Here is a 12,316-nt window from a genome sequence, read left to right as displayed (position 1 = left end):
GTAAACCCCTGGTTTACGGTATCTTCTTGCTATGTATTTCGTATAGGTTCATTCCGGGTACTGAATGGGCGTTTGATCCGTCGGCCGTTGATTCCCGGCAGCGATTCACAGGTGACAGGTATAAACCGAGTAAAAACTGAACTCCCCTTTGAGAAACTGATTGCTGATATAGATCCCTTCCACGACAAAGCCAATGGACTTGGCTGACTGAATCAGTACCGACTTGTTGTCTTCAATGCGCAGAACGACCTGCTCGGTTTTGCCGCCCCGGCCAATCCACCGGATCAGATCACGCAAAGTTTCCAGAAAATATTCTGCTCCGCAGGCTGTTTCCTCCAGCCAGAGAATGATTTCTTTGGCCCGATCGATTCGTTCATAGGTTCGTACGGCGGCATATCCCAGAACAGTGGTGAAACGCGGATCATAGACCAGAAAGATCTGGGCATCGGCTTCTTGAAGCGTTTGCTCGATCCGGGTGATCTGATCGGATCCCTGCCGCAGTGACAGTTCCTGGATTAAGTTGTCTTTCATTTTTTCATCCACTGGAACCAGCTGTATCCCGATCGCAGATTCAATGGCCATGGTCTCACCTTCTTTCAACCCTTGATATTGCTTGCTTTGACTATATTATAAGCTTGTTCACATAAAAGATACAGATAGTTAACGTTTAATTATGAATTGCATATTTTCCAAGGAAAAATGCAGCTCCGGCGTAATTAGTCGGAAATGGATTCCGTCTCTGAATTATGATTTTTCAGCCCATTCAGCTGCAGTCTCGGCTGAAAAACCGTCTCGCTGCATGGGGAATGCAGGGAGACCCGATTATCTTTTGATTTCGAGGAGTCAAAAAGAATGAACTCATCGATCCTGACCTGAATTACGATCGACTGATTCATCCACGCGGAGGGACTCATCAAAGCTGCCGGACTCATCCAGACAGATCGGAGGATCAGCTTCCGGTGTTGTTTTGTACCCGATAAGATCCCGAAGGAAACTCCGGCAGCTGCGCACCTTTGGGTCCAATCGTCAGCTATAATGGAGGTAACAGGTGATGGGGGCAGTCCCTACGCCATACCCGTCGACTCACCGGAAGGGCCGGGTAAAAGGAGAAATCATGAAACGAATCTTCGATCTTAATGGGTCTGATCTGGAGAGTTTGGATAAGGCAGCGCTGCTTGGGCTGATTCGGACATCGGAAGGCCGTACCGTGGTGGCAGAAACGCTGGTTATGTCTCAGCCGCTGACGGACGGAGTTTCCAATCCCGAACTGGCGGGGGCATTCGGAGCCGATTTGATCCTGCTCAACCGCTTTCATTGTGAACGCCCCTTTGTGTTTGGGCTGGATGACGGCAATGCTAGGCTCTCGAGTCTGGAAGATTATGCCAGCCACATTGCCCGCCAGACGCTGTTGAACCGACAGAATCCCGACTATATCCGCTCCCTGCGCCGGCTGATCGGGCGTCCGCTGGGACTGAATCTGGAACCGGTTCCACCCGGATCCGACGTTCCTTCGGGTCATGCCCTGAACCAGTCCAATCTGGAGTATATCCGGGACCAGGGCTTTGACTGCCTGGTGATCACAGGCAATCCGGGAACGGGCGTGACTGAACGACAGATCCTTGAAGGCATCCGTCAGGCCCGCTCGATCCTCGGGGAGCAAATGGTAATCGTCGCCGGAAAAATGCACTGCGCCGGAACCGATTCCGTCCTCACGGACACCTTTGTCGAATCCTATCTTGAGGCCGGGGCTGACATTCTGCTCCTGCCGGCGCCGGGAACGGTCCCGGGGTTCACGCTCAGCGTGGTTACCGACCTGATCCGACTGATTCATCAACGCGGCGGCCTCGCCATGACCGGCATCGGAACCTCCCAGGAGGGAGCCGGTCCTCAGGTCATCGAACAGATCGCGCTGATGTCCAAAATGGCCGGAGCGGATCTCCAGCACATCGGAGACGCCGGACCGGGCGGCATGGCCCCACCGGAGAATATCATGGCTCTGTCCCTGGCGATCCGGGGCCGCCGCCATACCTATCGCCGCATGGGGGCTTCGATTCTTCGCTGATCCTGCTGCTCCTCAAACCACTTCCGGATCATTCCGCTAAAAAATGCCCTGGTGCCGATGGATTGTCGGCACCAGGGCATTTTCAAGTTTCCTTCAGTTTTTTGGTTCGACTGAGTTCATTCGCTCCGTACGGAAAGCTGCTCTCCGGTTCTTGTAACCGGCTGCCAGCTGATGGGAACCGCTTTATTTGCACTTTGCCTTGATCAGGTCCGCCAGCTCGTGAGCCATGCGGTCGATCTCGGACTGGTCCTCCCCTTCCAGCATAATCCGCAGCAGCGGTTCGGTTCCGGAAGGACGAATCAGAACCCGGCCTTGTCCGTGGAGGGCCGCTTCCATTTCCCTGATTTTCTCTATGACCTGGGGGTCCGATTCATGAATGGTTTTCTTATCCGCCCGGACCCGGACATTGACCAGCACCTGGGGCAGCTCTTTCATGACACCGGCCAGTTCGGACAGCCTCTGTCCCGTCTCGTGGACGATGGATGCCAGCGCCAGGCCGGTGACAAGACCGTCGCCGGTGGTGTTGTGTTCCAGGAAAATGACATGGCCGGATTGCTCGCCGCCCAGGGAATACTGGTTGCGGATCATGTTCTCCAGGACGTAACGGTCACCGACCTTGGTCTGCTCGATTTTTACGCCGTGGGCTTCACAGGCCAGCTTCAGTCCCAGGTTGCTCATGACCGTGACCACCAGGGTATCGTCATGGAGTTTGCCGCGGCGTTTCAGATCCAGCGCGCAGATCAGCATGATGAAATCGCCGTTGACGATGCGTCCGGCTTCATCCACTGCCAGGCAGCGGTCGGCATCGCCGTCGAAGGCCAGGCCCAGATCGCAGCTTTTCTCCACGACGTAGTGCTTAAGCTCATCCATGTGGGTCGAGCCGCAGTCCTTGTTGATATTCAGACCGTCCGGATTGTCGTTGATTACATAGACTTCGGCACCCAGCTTGCGCAGCGCGCTGACCGCTACCCGGGAAGCCGCGCCGTTGGCGCAGTCCACTGCAACTCTCAGGCCGCGCAGATCATTCTCCAGCGTGCCGGCGGCGAATTCCACGTATTCAGCCTCGGCTGAGGTTTCGTGGATGATCCGGCCAAGTCCGCCCCCGGTCGGGGCAGGCGTACCCTCGAGCTTGTTTTCGATGATTGCCTGAATCTGATCCTCAATGCGGTCACTGAGCTTGAGTCCGTTCTGGTCAAAAAACTTAATGCCGTTGAATTCTACCGGATTATGGGACGCAGAGATCATTACCCCGGCATCCGCCTTATACTTTCTGGTCAGATAAGCGATGGCCGGAGTCGGAATCACGCCGACCGGGATCACATTGGCACCCGCCGACAGGATCCCTGCCATCATGGCAGCTTCCAGCATGTCTCCGGAAATCCGGGTATCCTTGCCCACCAGGATGGTCGGCTTATGCGCGCCCTCCGTCAGGACAAAGGCGCCGGCCTTACCCAGCTGAAACGCCAGCTCCGGGGTCAGCTCCTCGTTCGCGATGCCGCGGACACCGTCCGTTCCAAATATTCTTGTCATTTTCACTACCTCGTGTTTTATAAACTAATATTCTCATTTTACCCTAAAGCCAACGAGAATCCTATACTTCAGTTTGACCTGTCATTTTTCCGCTTCTTCCAAGGATCCGCTTTGTGGCCGGCCACTTGTTTCACGGCTAATCCAGCGTCCTGACGGCAGGGAATCTGAATGATGCCGGCTAATCCAGTCTCAGATCAGCGGATCAGTTCTTATCCTGGGTTTCCAGCATGCCTTCGGTTTCGCGGCGGCGGAAGAAGGGATTGTCCAGCTCCCGGATCTGATCATAGACCTGCTTGGTCTGCATCAGCCAGACTTCGCCGGTACCCCGATACACGTGCAGGAAGCCTTCTCCGGCCACGGCGGTTCCCACCAGGGTGCTGGTGGAGCGCTCCACGGTAAAATCAATGGTTCCGCTGCGCAGGAAGGCAATATTGCCATCGACTTTCAGCGTATCATTATTGAGCTTGTACTTGAAGATCTCCTGTTCCGGTACGGGCACTTCCAAAACCGCGATGCCCGGGCCCTTCAGGCTGGTCTGGAAGAGAGTCTCCCGGCCCAGAACGGCTCCGGAAATGCTGCGGATGGCTTTGGCACCCAATGTCACGGTTCCCTCCGCCGCGAAGAACATCCGGTCATCTACAATGACTTCCTCGCCTTCCTCCAGGGAAAGCAGCACATAGTGGTTGAAGGAAGGTTCCAGAAGCACTTCTCCGGTGCCTGAAAAGAGCGGCTTGATGACATGCTCTCCGGTCAGCGTCGAGCTGATGAACTTTTTGACCAGGCCGCCCGGACCGCCCACATTGGAGGAGGCATCCAGGTTGCCCCGCATAAAGGACAGCGCGCCGCTCTCCACAAACACCGACGAATCATGCAGGGAGATTTTCACCTGCCGCAATTTTATGTTGGCACTGCGCATGTAGCTGAGCATAAACGCGCTGGACAAATCCGAAGACCCCTGCAGGTCATCATACTCCAGAATTTGGAATTTAGCGGATGAACTCTCCATTTCAGACAACAGGGTCAGGGCGTTGGAAATATTGATATTGGTTTTCATGCCGTTCCTCCTCTGATCTAGTCAGGCAGCCCGGATCGGACAGCCCATTGATTCCATTATATCCCCATCCGGGCGCTCCGTGACCCCCGGTTTAAAAAATCAGGGGGTCACGGAGTGGAGTCCATGGAAAAAAGGCCCCCGAAGCGGGAGCCTTTTGAGTGTTTGATTATTTCTGGATGGATGCATTCTCAAAGAACAGGAAGCCCAGCGGGGACTTTCTGACACCCTTGACGTAATCCTTGTAGGCTACGACGTTGGTGTAGAAGTAGATGGGGATGATCGGGAGGTCGTTCATCAGAAGAGCCTCGGCGTCATGCAGCATCTGTGTCCGTTTTGCCGCGTCAAGTTCAATCTTGGCTGAAGCGATGAGCTTGTCATACTCCGGATTGTCGTAATGAGCGTCGTTGTTGCCCCAGATGGCAACGTTGTCCTGTCCGGATACCCACATGTCAAGGAATGTCATGGGGTCATTGTAGTCCGCGATCCAGCCGTGTCTTGCGATTTCATAGTCGCCGTTGATACGGGAAGTCTGGAATACAGCCCACTCTTCGTTGGCCAGCTGTACATCGATGCCCAGGTTCTGTTTCCACATAGCCTGTACTGCAACTGCGATGTTCTGATGTCCGGTGTTGTTGTTGTATTTCAGAGTGATGGTAGGGAAGCCTTTTCCATCCGGATAGCCGGCTTCGCCAAGCAGTTTCTTGGCTTCGGCGATGTCGCCTTCTGCCTTGTCGAGGTATTTCTTGGCTTCGGCAAAGTTATTTCCCTTGTCATCCTTGATGCCCATTGGCACATAGCCCCAGGCCGGGATCTGCTGTCCCATGGAGACGTTGTCTACGATCTGCTGTTTGTTGATGGCCAGTGCCAGAGCCCGGCGAACCTGCGGCTTGTTCAGCGCTTCATAGACAGCGGCGTTCTTTTCTTTCAGTTCCGGTCTCATGTTGATGACATAGAAGTAAGTTCCCAGGTAAGGCAGAACTTTCGCGGTGCCATCCTTGATCATGGCCGGGATGTCCTGTGGTGGGGGGGACTCGATCATGTCAACTTCACCCTTCTTGAAGGCAGCCAGATACGTCTGGGCGTCATCGGTCAGGTGCATTTCAATGGTATCAAGCTTTACATTGGCTGCGTTGTAGTAGTTCTCGTTCTTCTTCAGCACGAGGGTTGCTTTCTGAGCGTGGGATTCAAACTTGAATGGTCCGTTGGAAACATGGGTTTCCTTCTTGTCCCACCAGAGGTTGACATCCTTTTCGACCATGTCCTGGCGTACCGGGAAGTAGGTCGGGAATGCCATCAGCGCCAGGAAATAGGCACAGGGAGCTTCCAGGGTTACTTTCAGAGTCTTGTCGTCAACGACTTCGATGCCGACATCTTCTTTCTTAGCTTCTCCCTTGTTGAATTTCTCAGCGTTCTTAATGTAGAACAGCTGGTAGGAATATTCAGAAGCGGCGGGCTTGGTATTCGGATCCAGAGCACGGAACCATGCGTAAGCAAAGTCTCCGGCTTTGACCGGCTGTCCATCCGACCACTTGGCGTCTCTGAGTTTAAAGGTATAAACAAGTTTGTCTGCCGAGACTTCATGGGATGCTGCCATACCGGCGATCGGCTGGTCGTTTTCGTCCGTCTTCATGAGACCCTCGTAGAGGTTCTGCAGGACGGTTCCGCCATCCACCGCGGTATTGAGCGCGGGATCCAGAGTCTTTGGGTCAGCCCCGAGGTTGTACTTGACGATGGAACCTGTGGTGGTTCCCGGAGTCGTGGTTCCGGTGCCTGCTGCGGTGGTGTTGTTGCCCGCCGGCGTACAGGCTGCCAGAAGGGATGCGGTGATGGTCAGGGTGGAGACGATAGAAGCTACCTTGAGTAACTGTCTGTTCATTAAACTTCCTCCTTGTTGTTCTTTGCGTAGTCTTGTTGGTCACGGAAAAGGTGGCAGGCCACATCGCGGCCCGTGCCTTTCACTTCCAGAAGCAGCGGCTGTTCCTTGGCGCAGATCTCCATGGCATGGGGGCATCTGGTCCGGAAATGACATCCGGAAGGAGGGTTGATGGGTGACGGCAGTTCGCCCTGCAGCACGATCCGCTGGTGTTTCCGGGTCGTTTCGGGATCCGGAATCGGAACGGCGGACAGCAGTGCTTTGGTGTAGGGGTGCATTGGGGTGTCATATACATTGGTTGCTTCACCTACTTCCACCAGCTGACCAAGATACATGACTCCGATGTCATCGGAGATATGCTTGACCATGGACAGATCGTGGGCGATGAACAAGTAGGTCAGACCTAGTTCTTCCTGCAGCTCTTCCAGCATGTTGATGATCTGGGCCTGGATGGATACATCCAGAGCGGAGATGGGCTCGTCGCAGACGATGAGCTTGGGTTCCACTGCCAGAGCCCGGGCAATTCCGATGCGCTGGCGCTGACCGCCGGAGAATTCATGAGGATAGCGGTTGATATGTTCCTTGTTTAGGCCGACTTTGCGCAGGAGATACTCAATGCGCTCCTTGCGCTGAGGGCCCTTCATGATCTTATGGATGTCGATGGATTCGCCGATGATGTCACCGACGGTCATCCGGGGGTTGAGGGATGCGTAGGGATCCTGGAAGATCATCTGCATTTCCCGGCGGATCGGTTCCATCTGCTTCTGGCTGTAGTCGGTGATATCCTTGCCGTCGAAGATGATTCGGCCGGAAGTCGGCTTGTACAGCTTGATGATGGTCCGACCAGCGGTGGTTTTTCCGCAGCCGGATTCGCCGACCAGACCCAGGGTCTTGCCGCGGCGGATCTTGAAGGAAACTTTATCCACGGCTTTGACGAAGGTGTCCTTGGCATTGAAGATTCCGGTTTTCACAGGGAAGTACTTGCACAGCTCCTGGACTTCCAGCATGACATCATCCGTCGCTGCGGCGGTCGGGACGTTCGGTTTATTTTCCATTGTCCTCACCTCCTCTGAGCTCGACTTTGGGTGCATTGGCATGGTTGAGCCAGCAGGCTGCTTCATGGGCATCCCCCACCGGGAACAGCGGAGGCCGCTTGGTCAGGCAGATGTTCATGGTGTGAGAGCAGCGGGCAGCAAAGGGGCAGCCCGCGGGGGGCTTGATCAGGTCCGGCGGGGTTCCCTCGATGGGAATCAGCTTTTCCTTGGAGCCGGCCTTGGGATTGGGTACTGAATTGAGCAGGCCCACCGTATAGGGGTGATGAGGCCGGTAGAAGATATCATCGACTGAGCCTTTTTCCACCAGGGTGCCGCCGTACATGACATTGATGCGGCTGCACACGTCGGCTACGACGCCCAGGTCATGGGTAATCAGAATGATTGAGGTGCCGGTTTCTTCCTTGAGCTTTTTCATCAGCTCCAGGATCTGCGCCTGGATGGTTACATCCAGTGCCGTCGTCGGTTCGTCGGCGATGATCAGCTTCGGTTCGCAGATCAGGGCCATGGCGATCATGACGCGCTGGCGCATTCCGCCGGAAAATTCATGGGGATACTGCTTCAGCCGCTTTTCAGGGCTGGGGATCCCGACTTTCTTCATCATTTCAATGGCCACTTTGCGGGCCTCGGCTTTGCTCATGCCGCGATGCTCCATGAGCGGTTCCGTCAGCTGATAGCCGATGGAGTACACCGGATTCAGGCTGGTCATGGGGTCCTGGAAGATCATTCCGATCTCATTCCCCCGGATTTTGCGGATTTCCTCATTGCTGAGCTTGGTCAGCTCCTTGCCGTCAAACTTGATGCTGCCTTCGGTCACTTTGCCGTTGGCGTCCAGAAGACGCATGACGCTCATCATGGTCACCGATTTTCCGGAACCCGACTCGCCAACGATGCCAATGGCCTCGCCGCGGTTCAGGTCGATATCCACTCCGCGGATCGCCTGGACGGTGCCGGCATGGATATAGAAGTTCGTATGGAGGTTTCTGATTTCAAGTAAATTTCCCATCATCTGTCCCTCCTAACGTGACATTTTCGGATCCAGGGCGTCGCGCAATCCGTCACCCAGTAAGTTGAAAGCAAAGATAATCAATGAAATGGCCAGAGCCGGAATAATCAGCTGATAGGGCTGCTGCTGGTAGATCTGCATCGCTTCGGATACCAGGGTACCCAGGGAGGCCTCTGGGGGAGAAATTCCGATTCCGATGTAGGACAGGAAGGACTCCGTAAAGATGGCGGACGGGATCAGCAGTGTCGCCGTTACGATAATGGATGACATGGCGTTGGGCAGCAGGTGCTTGAACAGAATTCGCTGGTTGGTGGCGCCAAGCGTCTTGGCCGCCAGAACAAATTCCGATTCCTTCAGCTGCATGGTTTCACCGCGGACAATCCGCGCCATGGACAGCCAGGACGCAACGCCCAGCGCGATGACGATGGGCAGGATGCCTGCCTTGTTGTCCCCCATGGCCACCATGATCAGAATGACATAGATCTGCATGGGCACGGAGTACAGGATATCGACAAACCGCATCATCAGAGCATCGATTCGACCACCGGCAAAACCGGCGATGGCGCCGTAGAGGACACCGATGACCAGGTTCAGGATCGTAGCCGCGAAGGCAATGACCAGAGAGATCCGCATGCCATAGAGAACCCGGACGAAGATATCGCGGCCGTAGAAGTCCGTTCCGAACCAGTGCTCCGCATTGGGCGACAGGTTCATGATGGAGAAATCCACCGTAGCGATGTCATACTTTGACAGGATCGGTACGAGAAACGCCGAGATGCTGGCAATAATGATAAACAGGAGACTGAGCAGAGCCAGTTTGTTGCCCTTGAACCGCCGCCAGGAATCCTGCCAGTAGGTCGTCGCCGGACGAAGGATTTCTTCGGCATCCAGGCTTTTGCCCTGGATGCGGTCAAAAGCGTCCGCGTTGAGATTGTCAATCACATAATCTGCATGTAAGTTACTCACGATCAGGCCTCCGATCCGTCAAGCTTGATCCGCGGATCAATGACGACGTACAGAATATCCGTGAAGAAATTCAGGAGGATCAGGAAGGTCGCGTAGAAGATGATGACGCCCTGCAGCATGGTGTAGTCACGCTGCTGAATCGCCGAAACGAATTCACGGCCCAGACCCGGGATCGAGAAGATTCCCTCAATCGCGAAGGATCCGGTCAGAACGCCGGCCACCAGGGGTCCGACATAGGTTACTACTGGGATCAGGGTATTGCGCAAGGCGTGTTTCCAGATGACCTTGCTGTCCTGAATTCCCTTGGCCCGGGCCGTCCGGATGTAGTCCGCCTTAATGACGTCCAAGAGTCGGGATCGCGTCAGCCGGGCGATAAAGGCGATGGGATAGCCCGCCAGAGCAATGGAAGGCAGGATGTAATGCTTCCAGGAACTGAGCCCCGTGACGGGCAGCAGATCCAGTTTCAGGCCGATAAACAGGAGCAGCAGAGAGGCCAGTACAAATCCCGGAACCGAGATTCCCACCGTGGCGATGATCATGACGATACGGTCAATGATCTTGCCCTGATTAAAGGCAGCCAGGATGCCCAGCAGCATGCCCATGACCATGGCCAGAATGACTGCCACCGCACCGAGTTTGGCGGAAGCCGGGAACAGATAGGCGATGTAGTCGGAGACCATGCGGCCCGGTTTCTTGAGCATGGGACCCAGGTTGCCCTGCAACAGGCCTTTCATGTACATGAAGTATTGTTCGAGCAATGGCTTGTCCATGCCGAACTGCGCTTTCATATTTTCCAGAACCTGTGGCGGTACATTCCGTTCACTGGTGAACGGACTGCCCGGCATCAGTCGCATCAGGAAAAATACCAGGGTAATGATGAGCCAGATCGTGATCAGACTCATGATCAGTCGTTTGATGATGTACTTGGACATTAAATCTTCCCCCTTAGCCAGTACAGTGAGTTGTCGAATCGATAGGCTTATTATTGCATTAGCGCCCTTAAAAGTCAAAATGACATTGCGGTATTCACAATATCGTATCGTTTACTCAAATCATGTTTCTAATTCTATAATCAATTAACGGCAATTCGTTAAATAATGAGCCCTATAATGAAAAACTATAAAATTAGGTGGTTCAATCGGTTTAATTTTGTACAAACTGTTAATGGTCAAGTTAATTTTATGAACGCAGTTCACAATTGAAAAATGAGCTCTTTTAAAATTTAGTTCTTTTATTTTGGGTATTTATAATTATTACGGCACAAATTCACGTTATTTTCATAGACTTCCATTCATCATTGCCAAGTGGTTAATCATCCACCACTTCATTGAATATTTTATTGAATATCGCATTATTTTCTGCATATTAATGCAAAGAAAGCACCCAGATCCGATCCTGAAATCGGACTGAGTGCTGATATAACTAATAAATATATATTCTTTGGATAACAGCCTGGGCGGCTATTTTATACGGTGAATCCCATTCCGCTCTGAATTGCCTTCTCATTGGCGGCATAGAACTTCTCTTTTCCATGTTCCTTCAGAGATTTCAGCAGCGCTTCGGTTGGGACAATTCCTGTATTTTTCACCAGGGCGCCCAGAAGCACCATGTTGGCAATGGTCTTGGAGCCGATTTCCTGAGCGATGGTCTGGGAGGGGATCCGGATCACCCGGATATCCGTCCGCAGGGACTCATCCGGAATCAGGTCTGCGTCCATGATCAGAAGACCACCCGGTTTGACAGTGGGCTCAAACTTGTCGAAGGAAGGCCGGTTCATGACAATGACCGTGTCCGGGCTGGTAACAACCGGGGAGCCGATCTCATCGGTGGACAGGATCACGGAACAGTTGGCTGTTCCCCCGCGCATTTCCGGGCCGTAGGACGGACACCAGGTGACCTTCATATTTTCATCCATGCCCGCGTAGGCAAGGAATTTCCCCATGGACAGGATGCCCTGTCCGCCGAAGCCGGCAAATATGATTTCCTGCTGTGCCATTATTTCGCCTCCTTCACCTGGGCATCTTTGTCTTTTTTTACGCCCAGTTCGTAGAATGGAATCATGTTGTTTCTCAGCCAGTCCATGGACTCCTGCGGATTCAATCCCCAGTTGGTGGGACAGATCGACAGAACCTCAACAAGGTTATAGCCCTTGCCGGCAATGGCATTCTGGAAGGCCTTCTTGATGGCACGCTTGGTTTTTGCCACGTTGGGCACCGTGTCAACCGAGACACGTTCAACGTAATGAGCTCCTTCGAGCTGAGCGATCATTTCGGAGAAACGGATCGGGAAGCCCTGCGTCGCTGTGTCGCGGCCATAGGGTGAAGTCTCCGTCACCTGACCGGGCAGAGTCGTCGGAGCCATCTGGCCGCCGGTCATGCCGTAGATGCAGTTGTTGATAAAGATAGTAACGATCTGCTCGCCGCGGGCTGCCGCGTGAACGGCTTCCGCTGTTCCGATGGCCGCAATGTCGCCGTCTCCCTGATACGTGAAGACCACGCGATCCGGCAGGGAGCGCTTGATGCCGGTGGCGACTGCCGGAGCACGGCCGTGGGCCGCTTCGAACATGTCACAGGCGAAATAGTCGTAAGCCAGAACCGAGCAGCCGACCGGAGCGACTCCGACGGTCTTTTCGATGATGTTCAGTTCTTCCAGAACTTCTCCCACCAGGCGGTGGATCAGGCCGTGCGTACAGCCCGGACAGTAGTGGGTCGGTACGTCAAGCAGAGCTTTGGTAGGCTGGAAGAGCACTTTCACTTCTTGTTTTTCCATCTGC

11 protein-coding genes are annotated in these 12,316 nt (G+C 54.1%); 1 reads left to right on the top strand and 10 read right to left on the bottom strand.

What is annotated here, in order from left to right; genetic code table 11:
- Positions 1–105: 105 nt before the first annotated feature.
- Positions 106–582 (bottom strand): GNAT family N-acetyltransferase, encoded by a 477-nt coding sequence (locus P6M73_RS02655; RefSeq protein ID WP_277854605.1) that lies wholly within the window; start codon positions 580–582, stop codon positions 106–108.
- 532 nt (positions 583–1,114) lie between these two features.
- Here P6M73_RS02655 and P6M73_RS02650 point away from each other — a divergent pair.
- Entirely contained in the window at positions 1,115–2,062 is a 948-nt protein-coding gene (locus P6M73_RS02650; protein WP_277854604.1) for a DUF7916 family protein, read from the top strand.
- A gap of 183 nt (positions 2,063–2,245) precedes the next feature.
- On the opposite strand, the gene glmM is transcribed toward P6M73_RS02650, so the two are convergent.
- From glmM to P6M73_RS02605, 9 genes are all read right to left on the bottom strand, one after another.
- Positions 2,246–3,592: a phosphoglucosamine mutase gene (glmM, locus tag P6M73_RS02645; protein ID WP_277854603.1), complete on the bottom strand. Its 1,347-nt coding sequence runs from the start codon at positions 3,590–3,592 to the stop codon at positions 2,246–2,248.
- 202 nt (positions 3,593–3,794) lie between these two features.
- Positions 3,795–4,646, bottom strand: a complete 852-nt coding sequence (locus tag P6M73_RS02640) for an AIM24 family protein (RefSeq protein WP_277854602.1) — start codon at positions 4,644–4,646, stop codon at positions 3,795–3,797.
- A gap of 166 nt (positions 4,647–4,812) precedes the next feature.
- Positions 4,813–6,522 carry a peptide ABC transporter substrate-binding protein gene (locus P6M73_RS02635; RefSeq protein ID WP_277854601.1) on the bottom strand — a complete coding sequence of 570 codons (1,710 nt, stop codon included), beginning with the start codon at positions 6,520–6,522 and terminating at the stop codon, positions 4,813–4,815.
- Positions 6,522–7,574 carry an ABC transporter ATP-binding protein gene (locus P6M73_RS02630; protein ID WP_277854600.1) on the bottom strand — a complete coding sequence of 351 codons (1,053 nt, stop codon included), beginning with the start codon at positions 7,572–7,574 and terminating at the stop codon, positions 6,522–6,524. The genes P6M73_RS02635 and P6M73_RS02630 overlap by 1 nt, the downstream gene beginning before the upstream one ends.
- The gene (locus P6M73_RS02625) at positions 7,564–8,577 is read right to left on the bottom strand and encodes an ABC transporter ATP-binding protein (protein ID WP_277855722.1); all 1,014 of its coding nucleotides are present in this window, start codon (positions 8,575–8,577) and stop codon (positions 7,564–7,566) included. The genes P6M73_RS02630 and P6M73_RS02625 overlap by 11 nt, the downstream gene beginning before the upstream one ends.
- A gap of 12 nt (positions 8,578–8,589) precedes the next feature.
- Positions 8,590–9,543, bottom strand: a complete 954-nt coding sequence (locus tag P6M73_RS02620; protein WP_277854599.1) for an ABC transporter permease — start codon at positions 9,541–9,543, stop codon at positions 8,590–8,592.
- Between the two features lie 2 nt (positions 9,544–9,545).
- Entirely contained in the window at positions 9,546–10,475 is a 930-nt protein-coding gene (locus P6M73_RS02615) for an ABC transporter permease (RefSeq protein WP_277854598.1), read from the bottom strand.
- Positions 10,476–11,008: 533 nt separating this feature from the next.
- Positions 11,009–11,539, bottom strand: a complete 531-nt coding sequence (locus P6M73_RS02610) for a 2-oxoacid:ferredoxin oxidoreductase subunit gamma family protein (protein ID WP_277854597.1) — start codon at positions 11,537–11,539, stop codon at positions 11,009–11,011.
- Complete coding sequence (locus P6M73_RS02605) at positions 11,539–12,312, bottom strand: thiamine pyrophosphate-dependent enzyme (RefSeq protein ID WP_489666482.1); 774 nt, start codon at positions 12,310–12,312, stop codon at positions 11,539–11,541. Before P6M73_RS02605 ends, P6M73_RS02610 begins: the two co-directional genes overlap by 1 nt.
- Positions 12,313–12,316: the final 4 nt, after the last annotated feature.

The organism is Anaerococcoides asporogena, from assembly GCF_029590275.1.
Classification (GTDB): Bacteria; Bacillota; Clostridia; order Clostridiales; family Clostridiaceae; genus JG1575.
This window is presented reverse-complemented; position numbering and strand designations above follow the sequence as displayed.